A 17,328-nucleotide genomic window follows, 5' to 3' on the forward strand; every position below is an offset into this window, starting at 1 on the left:
TCTTATGTATGGTGCTGTTAATAGGGTTTATTGGGTTTATTGGGTTTATTAAGATAAAGTATTTTTTCTTGCCTTCCAGTTTTTGATAACGTGAAATCGCCAAAGAAACTTCACAATTAAATAAGACATTAACCCTAAAACTAAGCCTACAACAGCGCTACCTAAGTATAAGGGAATCCATAAATCACCTAGAACATTAACAACCCAGTGCCAGCTTAATTCAAATGCCAGGTCTTCCGTCGCATCCTGGCCAAGAATATAGGCTCCAACCAAATAGTTAAAATAAAAAATTGGGCCCATGGTTAATGGGTTACTTATCCAAACTAGGGCAACACTAATTGGAAGATTAGCTCTAAAAATAACAGCAAAAATTGCAGAAGCAATCATTTGAGAAGGCACGGGAATAGACATCCAAAAAAGGCCAATGATTAAAGCCTTAGAAACAGAATGTCTATTAAGGTGCCAAATATTAGGATTGTGTAGCCATTTACCAAGAATACCAAGGCCTTGCATCTTTTTAATTTTGTCAGGGTTGGGTAGATAACGTTTAATGAGTTTTTTTGGCATGTTTATTCAGTTTATTATCGGTTTATTGTGTAGTGTTATTCTATGTTATCAGTTAACAACTTATCTACCCTTTTGGAACGGTTGGGTAGGGTTTATTTTGACCCTATTGCCGCTATTGCTATTCTTTTTAATAAAAAAATTAATAAATAGTTCATCATTATTAAATTCAAAATTAAGGGCTTATAGCCTCTCTTCTAGAGAAGGTGGATTAACTCTTGTTAATTTTCTATTTGGTTTTATTGTTGGGGTAAATATTGTCTTCTGGCAAAATACACTTTCTCCGCATATTGATTCACAATTCTATAATCAAAAAGCTTTGTTAGAAGCCAAGCTTATTCAATCCCCTAAAGTTTCTCAAACGCATCATTTCTATAAACTGGCATTTGTTGCCAAATTAAACCGAATAACACAACCCCATGTAAGTGGTTTTAAACAAAATACCAACGACCAGGCCTGGTTATTGATAAAACCCATTATTAAATTTAGTTGGTACATGAATAAAGAAGAATACCTTAGTCTAAAAAAATTACCTAAAACGGGTGAGGTATGGCGATTTTATGCAAAATTAAAAAGTAATCACGCCACCCTTAATCCTGGAGCACGAGATTACGAGGCCTGGTTGTTTCAAAACCATATCTTGGCAAAAGCCCCTATTTCAGGGGTTAAAATTAAAAATAAGTCTTTGTCTGCTATTACTGCAGTATCGGCATTGAAATTACAAGATAGAAGCAACTGGAGTTATTTAGTTTGGCGTGAACACTTGGCAAGTTATTTATCGACGCTTTACGGAAAAACGGATAACCACGGAATATATAACGCATTACTTATTGGGGATAAAACGCAAATAAAAGATTCGTTTTGGCAATTGTTTCAACAAACGGGAACAATTCACTTAATGGCTATTTCAGGCTTGCACATGGGGATTATGGCACTGATTGGTTTTTGGGTTTTTAAGTTATTTTGGTGGTTAGGGGCTTACCGTCAAAAATTAATGATCTTGCCAACCTTTACCGCTTTAGGGGGAATTTTGTTTGCCACCGGATATTTAATATTTTCTGGAGGCGCTATTCCCACTCAAAGAGCTTGGATTATGGTGGTAAGTCTATTAGCTTTTTTGTTGATAAGAAGAAGTTTTAGACCTTGGTATGCCTTAGCGATGGCGGCATTTTTAGTGGTTTTATGGGATTCTCGCGCTGTCTTAAGTACGGGGTTTTGGCTCTCTTTTTCTGCGGTTGCGATGATATTTATTAGTTTGCAGTTTTTTAAAGAAAAGCCTAAATGGCAACAACTCATTGCCATGCAGTTTATGTTGTCAGCGGGCTTAGCGCCCTTAATTATTTGGAGCTTTTACCAAGTTCCTTTATATGGATTGTTAGCGAATTTGGTTGCAGTGCCATTTGTCTCCTTTATAGGTTTACCAGGACTGTTATTAGGCGTTTTTCTAGGCCTGTTTTCTACTGATTTAGCTCAGTTTTATTTTAAAAATTTTGACTGGTTATGGTCGCAACTTTGGACGTATTTAGAATGGATACAGGCTTTACCTAAGGTTAATGTTCTGAGTCTACAACACTCTTGGATTTGGCTTGCTTTTGTATTATTGGCCTTAGGGGCACTTTTATCTGTTTTTAGGTATATACAAAGACGGTGGGACATTTCAGCTTGGTGGCTAATTCCTATTTTAAGTTTTTATTTTGTGGCTCTAATTTTTTATCCGTACACTTTGGAAAGACCCCTGTTTGACGCCAAAAAGCATAATCAGCATGCCTGGTTAACGGTTTTGAATGTTGGGCAAGGGCAATCTATTGTGATTGAAACCGCAAATCATGTGGTTGTTTATGATACGGGGGCCAAATGGGGAAATACCACCGACGCAGCTAAAGCCGTGTTATTACCTTATTTAAAATCAAAAGGTTGGCAGTCTATTGATTTACTGATGATTAGTCATAGTGATATTGATCACGCAGGCGGGACTAAAAGCGTTTTAGATAATATAACGGTAAAACAACGATTCAGTGGTCAACCTAAAGAAGTGAATCAATTAGTGGGTTTTGATGATTTATCAAAGGATAAAGATGCAGCTAGATTTACGCAGTGTAAAAGTGACCAGGCCTGGTGGTTTGATGGTATTAAATTTGAAGTGATGTCTCCGTACCCAACCCAAACGAAAGGCCTAAAGTCTGATAACGATTTATCTTGCGTTTTAAAGATAACCAATGATAAACAAAGTGTATTAATAACCGGGGATTTAAGCCAAAAAGGCGAGCGAATTTTATGGCAAAATTATCAACACCAAACAGAAAAACTTCAAGCCAATTTATTAGTAGCGGGACATCATGGCAGTAAACATTCCAGTTCTACTGAATTTTTACAAAAAGTAAATCCAACTAAGGTTGTTTTTTCTGCGGGGTATTTAAACCGCTATCATTTTCCTAACCAAGCGGTAATTCAACGTTTGCAAGCACTCAATCCACAAAACCCAATTAAATGGTGGAACACGGCTTGTTCTGGTGCGGTCTCATTTGAGTTAAATAATTTTGCTATAGATTTGCGTTATCAAGCACGCAAATCGCTACATAAATGGTATCATCACACCTGTTTAAAATCTCAGCAAGGAACCTATTATCAGTGAGCTGGCCACAATTTTGGATTAAGAACACTTGGCAAACACAGTTATTGTTACCGCTGGCAAAATTAGTCTGTTGGGAGGCTTCTCGCCGCCTTAAAAAATTTAAAAGCGCTCCTCCGTCAAATCAAACTCAGGCAAAAGTGATTGTAGTGGGAAATATCGTTGTAGGCGGTACAGGTAAAACGCCGTTTATTATTTGGTTGGCAAAGAGTTTGCAAGCAAAAGGCCTAAAGGTAGGTATTATTAGTCGAGGATATGGCGCTAAAAATAACCAATGGCCTTATTGGGTAACGGGGAGCAGTCAGGCAAGCGATTGTGGCGATGAACCCTTAATGTTGTATAAGCAAACGGGGTGTGCTGTCGCGGTTGCACCAAAGCGTTTACAAGCATTACAGCTGTTAAATAAAAAAGCTCAATGTGATGTTGTGATTAGTGATGATGGTTTGCAACACTATGCTTTAGCACGAGATATAGAGATTGTGTTAATCGATGCTAAAAGGCAGTTTGGTAATGGTGAATGTATTCCCGCTGGCCCCTTAAGAGAACCCTTAAAACGTATTACCAAAGTCGATTTTATTGTATGGAATGGCTTAGCGAAAACGGAATCTATTCCTCAATTAGACATCGCACAATCAAATCCTTCTACCATGCAATTGCAACCAGCCTGTTTTAGAATGGTTGGATGGCCGGATATTAGTCTAAGTATTGAAGATTTTATAGCTAGATATTCAGAAAAATCGGTTTTAGCGGTTGCGGGCATTGGTAACCCCAAACGTTTTTTTGATACCCTGCAAAATATGGGTTTAAAAGCACAGGAACAGGCATTTGATGATCATTATGCTTATCAAAAAACCGATTTAGAAAAGCTCATTAGTCAGTCTGGTGAATCAATAGAACGAAAACCGTTGGTTATGACGGAAAAAGATGCGGTAAAATGTACTCAATTTGCAGAATCTGAAAAGCATTGGTGGTACTTACAAGTGGCTGCTGAATGCGATGAACAGATTATTAAAGAGATTATTCAACGTTGTAAGTAAAACGCTTGATAACTTAGGCAGCATTCAATTAATAAAATTAGAGAGCTTGGTACGAATCCCATTCGTGTAGGCTAACAATTAATTATAAGAGTTAAAAATGGATCCAAAATTACTAGAAATTTTAGTCTGTCCGGTGAGTAAAATAAAACTTATCTATGATAAAGACGCTCAAGAGTTAATCTCTACCGCAGCCAATTTAGCTTTTCCGGTTAGAGACGGTATTCCCATTTTATTGGAAGACGAAGCTCGTCAGCTAACTTCTGAAGAAGCGGAAACGTTTCGTAAACAAAAAAGCTAAGCGCTAACGTAGAATCTTTATATGTCATTTTGCATTATTATTCCTGCCCGTTTTGAATCAAGTCGTTTACCTGGTAAACCTTTAATGGATATTCACGGTAAACCGATGATTCAATGGACTTGGTTACAAGCAAAAAAATCGGGAGCGCAACGTATTATTATTGCCACCGAGTCAGTGCAAGTAAAACAGGCCTGTGAGGGGTTTGGTGCGGAGGTCTGTTTAACTGGTGACCAGCATCAGTCAGGCACAGAGCGTATTGCCGAAGTGATTGAACTCTCTGGTATTGCAGAAGATGAAATTATTGTTAATGTGCAGGGTGATGAGCCCATGTTGCCTGCTGAATTAATTCATCAAGTGGCCGAAGGCTTAGAAACTCATTCACACATACAAATGGCCACCTTATGTGAGCCTATTCATTCTGTTGAAACCGTATTTGATCCACACGCAGTGAAAGTTTCTAGAGATGTTAATAACTTTGCGATTAACTTTAGCCGTGCACCACTGCCTTGGTCCAGAGATACCTTTTCTCAAGAGATTAAAACCTTACCTACTAATTGGGCATATAAACGCCATATTGGTTTATACGCTTATCGTGCAGGTTTTGTTAAACAGTATGTGGCTTGGCCAGAGTGTGATTTAGAACATGTTGAAAAATTAGAGCAATTACGTGTGCTTTGGCATGGGGTTGATATTTTAGTTTTAGATGCGCTATGTGATGCTGGTGTTGGTGTGGATACCGCTGACGACCTAAAGCAAGTTCGTAGCTTGTTAGCCCCAAATTAATCTCAGATTTTTATGCTTAAATACCTTACCTTAATGGCCGTTATTTACTTTTTTTACTGGCTAATTAAACAAAAAATCCGTAACCGTAAACTAGAAGCGCAAGGCATTGTGGTTGAGCAAAAAGGCTTAAGACCCATCACCCTAATGAGTATTGTTATGGTGGTTATGTATGGCGGTTATATGATTTATTTTTTGATTTTTGCTAATAATGCTTAATTTTTATTAGGCGTTTTTTTATCTAACGTTGTCGCGCATTATTCTTTTAGAGACCTTTGCACGAGATAGGTGCGAAAGAAAAATGAGGAAAAATTTGACTGATTGCGGCGGAAAACGCAGGGAATAGCTAGCTATTCGCAAGTTTTTCAACAAAAATCGGGTTAATTTTAACCATTTTTACTCGTGCTTACTCTCGTGCAAAGGTCTCTTTTAGTTTATCTAGGGCAGTTGGCTCTCTTGCTTGGTCTATTAAACTACATAAACCAGGCAAATTCTTAATAAACCGTGCAGTTGGTCGTTGGTATAAATTATTATTTAAAAGAAATATATGTTGGTTTTTAACGGCATCCAAAAATGGATATTTTAGCCATTGCTGTTTCCAATTATTTTGAAATTCTTTTTGCCCACCTATTAAAAAGACCTTTGGGTTGCTTTGAATGACGCTTTCAATATTAATTTGTGGCGCTAATATGGGTAGGTCTGAAAAGATATTCTGTGCGCCACAAATATTCATCGCTAAACTAATAAATTGTTTGCCATTAACGGTCATTAAAGGTTTTTGCCAAACCTCATAAAACGCAGAGACTTTCTGTTTGTGATGATAAAGTGTTTTTAATTGATTTAGGGTTGAATTTAATTTTTTAGCGTGTTGGTTTGCAATCATTGAAGTACCAGCTTGTTGACCAATTTGGCTGATGAGGTTGGGAATATCTTGTAAGGACTGTATTTGTGTTAACCAAACCTCTAATCCAAGTGATTTTAATTTTGCAATATCTTGCGGCCTAATAGATGATTTCCATGCAATGATTAAATCGGGTTTGAGAGCCAAAATCGCTTCTATATTTATGGTCTGATAATTACCCACAGAAGGTAGTTTTTTTGCTTGCTCAGGATAGTCAGAATAGTCGCTTACACCAATCAGATATTCCCCTGCACCAGCAGAATAAACCATCTCGGTAATATGAGGTGCCAAAGAGATAATGCGGTGTTTTGGTATAAATTCGGCTGACCAGGCCTGGTAATTTATAAAAACTAAACATAAAGTCAATAACGGAAATGCGATGAGCTTATTCCAATTAAACATTATTGTTCTCAATATAATTTTTCTAAATACTATTGTTCTCAATATTATTCCGCCTAAATAAATAAGATTGAAAGCGCACTATAAATCCACACCTTTTTGTGCCTTAATACCACTTGTATAAGCGTGTTTTTCATCTTTAATGTCTGAAACAGTATCGGCTAAATCGCGTAACTCAGAAATTGCGGTTCGGCCTGTTACTACAACATGCTGCATCTCAGGTCGGTTTTGAATGGTGTCTAGTACTAAGTTTTTATCGAGATATTCATAACTTAATAGATAAGTAAGTTCATCCAATACCACTAAATCGTAGCTTGGATCATTTAGCATTTTAGTGACGACTTCCCAACCTTTTTCAGAGGTTTCAATATCTTGTTTTCTATCTTGGGTGTCCCAAGTAAAACCGTCACCTAAGACATGCCATTCACAATTAGGTTGTTGTTTAAAAAAAGCCTCTTCACCCGTATCAGTACGGCTTTTAATAAACTGACAAACCCCAACTTTCATCCCATGACCTAAAGCACGGGCCACCATGCCAAAACTTGAAGTTGATTTACCTTTACCATTACCGGTAATCACTAATAAAATGCCTTTTTCATCATTAGCACGTTCAATTGAAGCATCAATTTGGGCTTTTTTTCGCTCCATGCGAACCTTGTGATATTGGTCTTGTTTTGTATTTTGTTGAGTCATATTGTTTCTCTAAATTTAAGTACTGTCTTATAAATTATTGCCAGACAAACATAAAACACGATGATGAGTATATACCGTGTTTTATGTTATGAACGTTTTACATTAAAGACTGCTTTGAACACCAATAAAGAATTGGCGACCACCGTTATTATAGATATCTTGAACAGGGGAACTTGTATCATAAGTAGAAGAGTAATTTGCTACTGCATTTGTATAATTTTCATTAAACGCATTTACAACTCGGCCATAGATAGCTAGATTTTTATTGATACGGTAACTTGCTGTTAAGTTAGTCGTAAAGTAATCACCTATTTGTGCACTCTGTCCATTGGCTTCATTTCTATCATTCATTTGCCCAATATAACGTGTTTCAATACCTAACACCGTGTTTTTAAATCCATCATAACTTACATTTAAGTTTGCTTGAGATTCTGGACGACGTCCTAACCATTTATTATTGGAATCTTTTGCACTTAATGTTTCATATGATAAATATAGCTCAGTATCCAGTGTATTAAAATAGTGAGAATAGCTAATTTCCATGCCTTTTAAATTACTTTTTCCTGATTCGTTGTAATAACCAAAACTGGTAGAGTCATAGGAATATAAATCACTAATTTCATTATTGTAATAACTAAGTTGAAGACCATAAACTCCTAAATTAACCTCATATCCCTCTGTTGTTTCAGGTTGAAGATTAAATCCTGGTACAGGATGAGTGTACTGATATAGTGATGGTGCGTTATAAGCGGTTCCATATTGTCCACTAAGATAAACATCAGGCGTAAAGTAGTTCTTAAAGCCAATCTTGCCAGTTAATTTATCATCAAAATTGTTGTCATAATTATCTTTTCTGATAGATTCGGTTAGGATTAAAGAACCATTGTTAAAGTGGTTTGTATTTGATACAAACAATCCAGTGGATTGATATTCAGAAGTAGATACACCGTAATAGTCGCTTAAACCATTGGTGATGGTTTGGGTTAACCCAGCTGCAAAAGTTTGATTTTTTAAATATTCATAATTTGCAACAGCGCCTTTTTCAGTTATATCGCCTTTGTAATAAGCTGTAGAAAATGGGTCAGTTACTGTTCGATCAATTTCAAATTTACTTAGGTAAATTCGCAGATTAAAACGGTCTTGGTTATAAATGTATTGCAATTTACGCAAAGTACTATTCATGTCTGAATTAGAAAGAGTGTCATTAGTGTCAATAGGAAAACCTGAATCAAAATCAGTATTGGTGGTGCCTTTTTTAATAAACGTTTCCAAACGATGATGCTTATTTAAGTTAACGCCTAATTTGAGTGAAAAATCTGTTTGAGAATAGCCATCATTTTCACCATCACTGGCATCACCGTTTACAGGCATAATTGTTGAAAATCCATCGCTATTGATATTTGAAATTGAAAAAGCAAAATCGCCTTGTTCATTAGCAGCACTTAAACCAGCAACCAATTTTTTTGTATTGTTTGAACCTAACTCAATATTAACTTGACCTTGTTCACCTGATTTAGCTTGCGTAGTAATAATATTAATAACACCTGCGGCTGCATTTGCACCCCATACACCTGCTTGCGGGCCTTTTAAGATTTCAATGCGTTCTATGTCTTGTAGTGCCACTGAGTTTAGGTTTGCACCAAAGCCAGAAGGGTCATTAATAGCGATTCCATCAACCATTACAAGAACTTGCCCTGATGAAGAACCTCTCATTTGAATACTGGTAGCTTGAAGAGGTCCACCATTATTATATAAGTTAACACCTGGTACTTGCTGCAATGCTTGCTGCAGCGTTTGATACTGCTTTTCTTTTATCTCTTCGCGTGTAATAACGTTAATTTGGCTGGTGATTGATTGAATGTTTTGAGACATATTGTTTGCTGTCACAACAATCTTGTCTAAATTTGTGGTTTCAGCAAAGACGTTTTGTGAAATGGTAGCAACTAAAATAGCCGCAGATATTTTTGAGAGTTTCATGATATTCCTTCAATTCATAAGTTTTAATGAACGAAGGCAAACGGACAGGCCTGGTTAGTGATAACCGATTCCATTAAAAGGAATAGAGGTCTGCTTAGATAAATTACTTTGGCATCTTTGCATTGATAATGTGCAAAGAGTATTTGGCTTATCTCCGTATTGCCCACCGCAATCGGTTTTGGCCTGAAATTACCAGGCCTGGTAGTTTCAGGCCGGTATCCGGGCTTAAGAGCAATTTCAGATTGCCTTCTCAGAACGAACGTTCCAATGGCTAAAGTAATCTGTTTTCTCTATCACCGTTGCGGGGGCAGCGCTGGAATAGAAGGATTAAAACCCTTCGCACCATACTTCCCGTTTAACTTTACCCTTTTGAAAAGCTTCAATTAGTAAAGCACCTGAAAAAAGCTAGATTGTACTTAGCTAGATTTGAAAAACAAGGGTTTCTTAATAAAAACGTAAAGAAATATGAATGTTATTTGAGAAAGGTTTGCATAACCAGGCCTGGTAGAACCTAGTTATAACGATTGAGTTTTAGGCTAGGTAGTTGTTTTTAGAGGTTTCGTAAAGATTAATTAAGCTTTCTACTTCAGATTGTTGGTATTCACGTAAACCACTTAATACCATGCTTTTGCAACCAAAACCAACTTTTTGATCGCCGTCTAAAATATCAAATTCAATACGAACTTTACCGCGTTTGCCGTTAACCTCTAAAGTTGAATTGCTTAATTTTAGCGATGGTGCTTTTATATCTAAATGCTCAAATTCAAACGCCATACTTTTATAGATAACGGTAGGGCGTTGTGGGTTAATCATGACATTATGCTGTTGCATTAATGGCACTAATATATGCGGAAAACTGTGACCAGAGAACGCAACATAAGCTCGTGAAAAACCTTCAATAAATTCCATGTCTTGAGAGGTCTCACCTTCTCGGTTGACTTCTAAATAGCTTTTGTCATTAACATCTTTAATAGTGAATGTTTGTGCATCCGTTTCTGGAAAAGCTAGCTCCACTCCTTTTCCTACCATGCCAGTGTAATTAAATTGCATTTTTTTTGATAAACCTAAGCGAGCCAAGGTCATCGCAAAAAGTAAATCTCCGGGTACACAGAAACGTTTTGATTCAGGGTTGTGCAATGGATTAAAGTCGTTAGAGACTTCTTTTGCAAAACGGCTACCTTGCTCTGGAGTAATTTGGATTAAATTGTTTTGAATGGTATGAAAAGCGTCTAAGTACATGTTTTCTCGATAAACTAAAAATGGGGTAAATCATAAGATTTTTTAAATAAGCGAGGAATCATACCCAAATATATGAAAATAATCATCTTTTTAATGAAAATAATGAGTCGTTTTATTTTTATTAAATTGGTTAATTAAGCTTTAATAGGCTTATTTGTGTTCATCTTTGAGGACTAAGTTAACCAATTTATGAACTAAGGGTGAAATGAGAAAAATGGTAGGGAAGGCAACGGCAAATGCAAATAACCAGGCTTTTAACCATATTTCAATAATATTTTCGACGAACCCTACATTAAATAAGCTGATAACTAAAGACATAATGCAGGACATGAGGAGTGACATAAAAAATGAAAAAACGACTTTATGATGTTTTTGATGAATCATTTATTAATCCTTGTTTTTTTGTTTTACGTTGAGGGTTTTCACGAGCCAGGGGTTCAGAAAATAGCGAGAATTTTTTAAGCAGAAGATGGAAGATTATAGCCTTTTTTATGCATTCATCGAATCTTGCAATGGTCTCATCTTAAAAGAGGTGTATGATTAAATCATAAAGTAGGATTAATTCTCTTTTAATTACAGGGTGTTACCGGTTTTAATCTATTGCTGATCTATTTTTAAATTATAAATTTGCCCTGTAGAAGTTATACAAGTTTGTATTCTATGGTTTTTGACTCAAGTTGATTTCAATAGGAGGGTTTATGAAATTTACCTCAGTTATGATTTTGAGCTTAGCTTTTTTATTTAGTCCATTAATCTATTCAGCCCCTGTTAATGTCAATATAGAGGCATCATATGATATTGCAGAATCGCTTGAAATAAGCCAGAGCTTAGCAGAATCAATAGCCATGCATTGTGAAGTATATGAGTGTACGGAGGCTGAAGATATACAAAATTTAAATGGTATGACACAAGCCATTTTTGACAGGATTCGGTTAGATTTACGCTTTAATATCATGGAGCGTAGCTTAGATTTAAATGGAGATTGCTAAAGCCATAGGCAAAAATTAAATGGTTAGTTTCGATAAATAGTTTCAATCAAATGATAGCCAAATTTAGTTTTAATAGGTCCATGAACCGTTAATACAGGAAGTTTAAACACGACATTATCAAATGCTTTAACCATGCTTCCTGGTCTAAACTCACCCAAGTTTCCCCCTTTCTTTTTAGACGGGCATAGAGAGTGTTTTTTAGCTAATGTGCCAAAATCAGCGCCTTTTGCAAGCTGTTGTTTGAGCTTTTCAGCTTCTTATTTTGTTTTAACTAGAATATGTCTTGCGCAAGCTAAAGCCATTTTTATCCTTTTTTATTTTTTATCTTGAAAAGTATTTGTTGCAATTTTTGATTAGCTTAGTGCAAGTTAGTTTTATATGCGAATACTTACACCTGGCCTGGTTACTTTGAGACCTTTGCACGATATAGGTGTGAAAGAAAAATGAGTAAAAATTTGCCTGGTTGCGGCGGAAAACGCAGGGAATAGCTAGCTATTCTCAAGGTTTTTAACAAAAATCAGGTGAATTTTACCCATTTTTACTCGTGCATACTCTCGTGCAAAGGTCTCACCTTATATTTATCTAAAGACATGGTCAATAATGCTATAATTTGCGCTATTTATTTCTTACCAGGCCTGGTAGTTCGTTAGGCCGGTTTCAATAGCATTTAACAGGTTTTTAGATAGATGAGTAATAACGGTAAATCCGAAGCAGTTGATCGCCCAGTAAACTTTATTCGCAATATTATTGACGAAGACTTAGCTCAGCAAAAGCATAAGCAAGTTCATACACGTTTTCCACCAGAACCTAATGGCTATTTGCACATTGGTCACGCTAAATCAATCTGCTTAAACTTCGGTACGGCTGCCGATTATAACGGTAAATGTAATCTTCGTTTTGATGATACTAACCCTGCAAAAGAAGACATGGAGTATGTTGATTCTATCAAAAATGATGTGAACTGGTTAGGTTTTCAGTGGGCGGATGAAATTTGCTATTCATCAAACTACTTTGATCAATTTTATGCATATGCTACTGAATTAATTGAAAAAGGTTTGGCTTATGTTTGCTTTTTAAATGCAGAAGAAAGCCGAGAATATCGTGGTTCTTTAAAAGAACCTGGTAAAGATAGCCCATATCGCGATACTTCTGTTGAAGAGAACTTAGCTCTGTTTACCAAAATGAAAAACGGAGAGTTTAAAGAGGGTGAGTGTGTATTGCGTGCCAAGATTGATATGGCATCTTCTTTTATGTGTATGCGCGATCCAACGCTTTATAGAGTGCGTTTTGAACACCATCACCAAACGGGCGATAAATGGTGCATTTACCCAATGTACGACTTTGCGCACTGTACCTCTGATGCGATTGAAGGCATTACTCACTCTTTATGTACCTTAGAGTTTCAAGACAACCGCCGTTTGTATGACTGGGTATTAGAGCATTTAAATGATTTTAATAAGCCAGACCGCCCACATCAGTATGAGTTTTCGCGCTTAAACTTAGAATACACGGTAATGTCTAAGCGTAAGTTACATCAGTTGGTGGATGATAATTTGGTAGAAGGTTGGAATGACCCTCGTATGCCCACTATTTCTGGTATGCGTCGTCGTGGTTATACGCCTGCATCTATTCGTGATTTTGCCGAACGTATTGGTATCTCTAAAGTCGATAGTATGACCGAAATGACGGTTTTAGAAGCGGCAGTACGTGATGACTTAAATAAAGTAGCACCGCGTTCAATGGCCGTATTAGACCCTATTAAATTAGTGATTGAAAACTATGAGGGTGAGCCACAAGCATTAATGGCGCCGATTCATCCGCAAAACGAAGAGATGGGTAAACGTGAAATCTTCTTTGGTAAAGAGTTGTATATTGACCGTGCAGACTTCTCTGAAGTGGCACCAAACCGCAAGTTTATGCGTTTGGCGTTAGATAAAGAAGTGCGCTTACGTAATGCGTATGTGATTAAAGGTGAACGTGTTGAGTATGATGCAGATGGCAATGTGACGACGGTTTATTGTACCTATGACCCTGACACGCATGGTAAAAACCCAGCGGATGGACGTAAGGTAAAAGGCGTTATTCATTTTGTTGAAGCTTCTAAAGCGGTGCCTGCTGAATTTAGATTATATGACCGTTTGTTTACAGTAGAAAACCCAGCAAAAGAAGATAATTTTGAAGCGGTGATTAATTCAGAATCATTAAGTGTAAAACAGGGCTATATTGAACCAGGCCTGGTTGATTCAAAGCCTGAACAGGCGTACCAATTTGAACGCGAGGGTTATTTCTGTAGAGATAATCAATCGGGAGAACAACAAGTTTATAACCGCACGGTTGCCTTGCGCGATACTTGGTCAAAAAAGTAATGACTTTAATTTAAAGCCAAGAGAGGCCTTTGCAAAGGTCACTAAGAGACAAAAAGGAATAAATAACATGATGCGAATTTGTGGTGTAGAGCTGAGTGGTAATGATGCGGTAATTAGTTTACTAACCGTTGATAACGAGATTTTTAACCTACCTGAGTGTCGTGTGCGTCGTATTACCTGCCAAAACCCAGATACCGTTAATGACCTGCAATATTTTCAAAAGACGTTCAAGCAGTTAATGACAGATTATCAAATTGATACCGTTGTCATTAAAGAGCGTATGAAAAAAGGCAAGTTTGCGGGTGGAGCTAATGGCTTTAAACTTGAAGCAGCGATTCAGTTGATTGATGGTTTAAAGGTTGTTTTAATGTCTGCAAGTGACCAAAAAGTGCATTTAAAACATTATCCTTTACCAATTAGTTTTGCAGAAACAGGCCTTAAAAAATTCCAAGAGACGGCTTTTATGGCGGCATTTTCTTATTATGCCAGTAAACACGAATGGTAAGTTTTTGATACCACAAAGACACAAAGACACGAATTCACAAATCAGGAAGTCATGAAGAGAGTAAATGTTTAAATGAGATAACTTTCTCTCAATAAGAGCGATAAGTCGCTAAATGGCAACTTAGTTTTAAATTTACCAGGCCTGGTAAAAACTATTTTTAAAACTTTCCTGTCTCTGTAGTCAATACAAAATAATCCAAATGAGTAATCCCATGCCAAGCAATTTTGAACATCTTGATTTACCTAAGTCTCAGTTAAATAACCTTACCCAATTGGGCTATACATCGATGACCCCAATTCAGAACGAGGCGTTACCTTTGGCATTGGGTGGGCATGATTTAATTGCTCAAGCCAAAACGGGGAGTGGTAAAACAGCCGCGTTTGGTATTCCGATGCTGAATAAATTGGATATGTCTAATATGACCGTTCAAGGTTTGGTTATTTGCCCAACAAGAGAACTAAGTAATCAGGTTGCTGAAGAACTTAGACGTTTAGCTCGTTTTCAATCGAATATAAAAATTATCGTCTTATCGGGCGGAATTCCCATGCGTCCCCAAATTGCGTCTTTAGAACATGGTGCACATATTGTTGTGGGTACACCAGGGCGTTTAAAAGATCATATTCAAAAAAATAATCTCGATATTTCACAAATCCATACTCTAGTGTTGGATGAAGCTGACCGTATGTTAGAGATGGGTTTTAAAGTAGAGATGGTCGATATTATTGGTTATACGCCACACACGCGCCAAACCTTATTGTTTTCGGCAACCTTTCCCGATGATATTGAATACATTAGTCGCCGTTTTCAAAAGAATCCTATGCAAATTGCGGTTGAGTCACATCATGATTCTGCAAGCATTGAACAGTTGTTTTATATGTGTCATCACAAAGATAAGCTGGCGAGTTTAGTGCGTATATTGTCAGTGAATGAATTTGAACATGCGATGATTTTTTGTAATACCAAAGCGTTGGTACAAGAAGTCATGGATTTTCTTGAAGAGAAAGGTTTTGATGCCGTTGCCTTGCATGGCGATATGGAACAGCGAGAACGAGAGCAAATTTTGATTCGTTTTAAACACCACAGTACCAATTTTTTAGTAGCAACAGATGTCGCTGCTCGAGGTTTAGATATTGAAGCGCTACCCGCGGTTATTAACTATGAATTGCCACGTAATCAAGAGACTTATACTCACCGTATTGGTCGAACAGGGCGTGCAGGTTTAGAAGGTAAGGCGATTACTCTTTTTACTGAAAAAGAGCGTTATAAATTAGACCACTTGAGTAGCTATCAAGGTCATGCTCTGGAATATGAATCTATTGAACGTTTGCCGCAGTCTCGGTCTAATCGAGTTCAGCCAGAATATGTAACACTTTATATTTCTGGTGGTCGTAAAGACAAAGTGCGCCGCGGAGATATTTTGGGAGCAATTACTAAGCAAGTTGGTTTAGAAGGCAAACACGTGGGAAAAATAGATGTGGTTGATCACTCTAGTTACGTGGCCATTGAACGTGGTTATGAAGCAGAAGTCGTGCGTGGTTTAAACCAAAATAAAATTAAAGGCCGCAAGTTTAAAGTAGGACGTGTTTAATTTGTAAAAGCTTAGATTTAATCAGACAGTACAGCGATTGAGAAGCCTTTTAAAATATTACGCCTTTGCCTTAAATTTTGTCACGCAGGCTTCCCGTTACTTTTTGCAATTTGGCAAAAAGTAACCAAAAAAACAAACCCCGCTCCATAAATGGGCAAGTTCTAAGCTTGTGAACTGAAAACGCTGAACTAGCTACGCTCAAACAGCAGCGTTTTTTTACCGTTCAATACGCTAAGAACCTTGCACCATTTATTACAAGGGGACTTATGGCGTTTGTCCAAGCTTCAATGTAAAGCGCCGCAGAAGTGAAAATAATTCTAATCTCATTATGGTGGGGTATTAAATTAGAATAGTATTTGACTGTTGTTCTGTCAGATTAAGTTGAATTTTCTACTTTTAACCATTGAGCCACTCGTTTTTTGTATTAAAATCTGGTTTATAACCATTTTCAGTCTTGCAAAGCCGTTTTTAAAGGTCTGTTATAGAGCATTCACTTTTTCTAACATAGCGGCAGCATGTCCGTCTGGTGAAACGCCATATTCAACATAAGCTAATGTACCGCTTTTATCTATAATAAAAGTCGAACGAACAATGCCCATTTTAGAGACACCATTTTTTTCTTTTAATTGCCAAACATCGTAAGCTTCGCAAACTTCGCCTGAAGTATCGGCTAATAGTGCAACCTTAAGTCCAAACTTTTCAATAAAAGCCTGGTGGCTGCCGCAATCATCTTTGCTTACCCCAATAACCACGGTATTTGCCTCAGAAAATTCATTGGCTAAAGCGGTAAAGTCATTGGCCTCAATCGTACACCCTGGGGTATCATCTTTTGGGTAAAAATATAGTACAACATTTTTATGTCCTTTAAAATCAGCAAGATGAATCATCTGGTTATTGTGATTAGGACTTGAGATGGCTGGTGCAATTTGTGAGACTTTAAGCATAATAAAAACCTTTAAGTGAATATGAGAGACCTTTCTTTACAAGAGTGGATGAATGTAAAAAAGTCAATAATCCTCTATATTTAGGCTAAAAATCTAAAGAATGTTTTCACTTTTTTACCTCTCCGGTTCGTACGAAGGTCTTTATGAGTGATTTATAGAGACCTTTGCACGAGATAGGTGTGAAAGAAAAATGAGGGAAAATTTGCCTGATTGCGGCGGAAAACGTAGGGAATAGCTAGCTATTCGCAAGTTGTCGCCCATCGGAAGTACCCTTGGGGTACAACAAAAATCGGGTGAATTTTTACCCTCAAGGGGCACCTAGAACCATTTTTACTCGTGCATACTCTCGCGCAAAGGTCTCTTATAGCATTTATATTAACGAATATTATCTTGAATATCGCCCTTAAAATAATTATGGG

At 37.0% G+C, this 17,328-nt stretch carries 16 protein-coding genes, 1 pseudogene and 1 riboswitch; of the genes and pseudogenes, 9 read left to right on the forward strand and 8 right to left on the reverse strand.

Going from position 1 to position 17,328, the window contains the following annotated elements; translation table 11 throughout:
• Positions 1–48 precede the first annotated feature (48 nt).
• Positions 49–567 carry a DUF2062 domain-containing protein gene (locus tag BS34_RS0104685; protein ID WP_029407388.1) on the reverse strand — a complete coding sequence of 173 codons (519 nt, stop codon included), beginning with the start codon at positions 565–567 and terminating at the stop codon, positions 49–51.
• Here BS34_RS0104685 and BS34_RS0104690 point away from each other — a divergent pair.
• The 5 genes from BS34_RS0104690 (at position 566) to BS34_RS0104710 (ending at position 5,527) form a co-directional block, all read left to right on the forward strand.
• Complete coding sequence (locus BS34_RS0104690; protein ID WP_029407389.1) at positions 566–3,196, forward strand: DNA internalization-related competence protein ComEC/Rec2; 2,631 nt, start codon at positions 566–568, stop codon at positions 3,194–3,196. The two genes, BS34_RS0104685 and BS34_RS0104690, sit on opposite strands and share 2 nt — an antisense overlap.
• The gene (gene lpxK / locus BS34_RS0104695) at positions 3,193–4,230 is read left to right on the forward strand and encodes a tetraacyldisaccharide 4'-kinase (RefSeq protein ID WP_029407390.1); all 1,038 of its coding nucleotides are present in this window, start codon (positions 3,193–3,195) and stop codon (positions 4,228–4,230) included. Before BS34_RS0104690 ends, lpxK begins: the two co-directional genes overlap by 4 nt.
• 97 nt (positions 4,231–4,327) lie before the next feature.
• A complete protein-coding gene (locus BS34_RS0104700) occupies positions 4,328–4,528 on the forward strand; it encodes a Trm112 family protein (protein ID WP_029407391.1) in 201 nt (66 codons plus the stop codon).
• 21 nt (positions 4,529–4,549) lie between these two features.
• On the forward strand, positions 4,550–5,311 hold the full coding sequence (gene kdsB / locus BS34_RS0104705) for a 3-deoxy-manno-octulosonate cytidylyltransferase (protein ID WP_029407392.1): 762 nt from the start codon (positions 4,550–4,552) through the stop codon (positions 5,309–5,311).
• Positions 5,312–5,323: 12 nt separating this feature from the next.
• On the forward strand, positions 5,324–5,527 hold the full coding sequence (locus tag BS34_RS0104710) for a G protein-coupled receptor family protein (protein WP_029407393.1): 204 nt from the start codon (positions 5,324–5,326) through the stop codon (positions 5,525–5,527).
• A 187-nt stretch (positions 5,528–5,714) separates the two neighbouring features.
• On the opposite strand, the gene BS34_RS0104715 is transcribed toward BS34_RS0104710, so the two are convergent.
• The 5 genes from BS34_RS0104715 to BS34_RS0104735 all read right to left on the reverse strand — a co-directional run bounded on the left by BS34_RS0104715 (position 5,715) and on the right by BS34_RS0104735 (position 10,901).
• The gene (locus BS34_RS0104715) at positions 5,715–6,611 is read right to left on the reverse strand and encodes a cobalamin-binding protein (protein ID WP_051640686.1); all 897 of its coding nucleotides are present in this window, start codon (positions 6,609–6,611) and stop codon (positions 5,715–5,717) included.
• Between the two features lie 78 nt (positions 6,612–6,689).
• Positions 6,690–7,301 (reverse strand): cob(I)yrinic acid a,c-diamide adenosyltransferase, encoded by a 612-nt coding sequence (cobO, locus tag BS34_RS0104720; RefSeq protein ID WP_029407395.1) that lies wholly within the window; start codon positions 7,299–7,301, stop codon positions 6,690–6,692.
• 102 nt (positions 7,302–7,403) lie between these two features.
• The gene (locus BS34_RS0104725) at positions 7,404–9,278 is read right to left on the reverse strand and encodes a TonB-dependent receptor plug domain-containing protein (RefSeq protein ID WP_029407396.1); all 1,875 of its coding nucleotides are present in this window, start codon (positions 9,276–9,278) and stop codon (positions 7,404–7,406) included.
• Between the two features lie 192 nt (positions 9,279–9,470).
• Positions 9,471–9,692, reverse strand: a riboswitch (cobalamin riboswitch).
• A 117-nt stretch (positions 9,693–9,809) separates the two neighbouring features.
• On the reverse strand, positions 9,810–10,517 hold the full coding sequence (locus BS34_RS0104730; RefSeq protein WP_029407397.1) for a DUF3581 domain-containing protein: 708 nt from the start codon (positions 10,515–10,517) through the stop codon (positions 9,810–9,812).
• 150 nt (positions 10,518–10,667) lie between these two features.
• The gene (locus BS34_RS0104735; protein WP_029407398.1) at positions 10,668–10,901 is read right to left on the reverse strand and encodes a DUF2798 domain-containing protein; all 234 of its coding nucleotides are present in this window, start codon (positions 10,899–10,901) and stop codon (positions 10,668–10,670) included.
• 314 nt (positions 10,902–11,215) lie between these two features.
• Here BS34_RS0104735 and BS34_RS0104740 point away from each other — a divergent pair, with 314 nt between their 5' ends.
• Positions 11,216–11,506, forward strand: coding sequence for a hypothetical protein (locus tag BS34_RS0104740; RefSeq protein ID WP_029407399.1), 291 nt, complete (start codon positions 11,216–11,218; stop codon positions 11,504–11,506).
• Positions 11,507–11,529: 23 nt separating this feature from the next.
• Here BS34_RS0104740 and BS34_RS12200 read toward each other — a convergent pair.
• Positions 11,530–11,808 (reverse strand): annotated as a pseudogene (locus tag BS34_RS12200) (peptidylprolyl isomerase).
• A gap of 384 nt (positions 11,809–12,192) precedes the next feature.
• Between BS34_RS12200 and glnS the strand changes: the two are divergent.
• The 3 genes from glnS (at position 12,193) to dbpA (ending at position 15,965) form a co-directional block, all read left to right on the forward strand.
• Complete coding sequence (gene glnS / locus BS34_RS0104750) at positions 12,193–13,872, forward strand: glutamine--tRNA ligase (protein WP_029407400.1); 1,680 nt, start codon at positions 12,193–12,195, stop codon at positions 13,870–13,872.
• Positions 13,873–13,939: 67 nt separating this feature from the next.
• A complete protein-coding gene (locus BS34_RS0104755) occupies positions 13,940–14,377 on the forward strand; it encodes a DUF3010 family protein (protein ID WP_233993139.1) in 438 nt (145 codons plus the stop codon).
• 211 nt (positions 14,378–14,588) lie between these two features.
• Complete coding sequence (gene dbpA / locus BS34_RS0104760) at positions 14,589–15,965, forward strand: ATP-dependent RNA helicase DbpA (protein WP_029407402.1); 1,377 nt, start codon at positions 14,589–14,591, stop codon at positions 15,963–15,965.
• Positions 15,966–16,444: 479 nt separating this feature from the next.
• On the opposite strand, the gene BS34_RS0104765 is transcribed toward dbpA, so the two are convergent.
• The gene (locus BS34_RS0104765; RefSeq protein ID WP_029407403.1) at positions 16,445–16,909 is read right to left on the reverse strand and encodes a peroxiredoxin; all 465 of its coding nucleotides are present in this window, start codon (positions 16,907–16,909) and stop codon (positions 16,445–16,447) included.
• Positions 16,910–17,328 lie beyond the last annotated feature (419 nt).

The organism is Thiomicrorhabdus sp. Milos-T2 (assembly GCF_000702325.1).
GTDB lineage: Bacteria > Pseudomonadota > Gammaproteobacteria > Thiomicrospirales > Thiomicrospiraceae > Thiomicrorhabdus.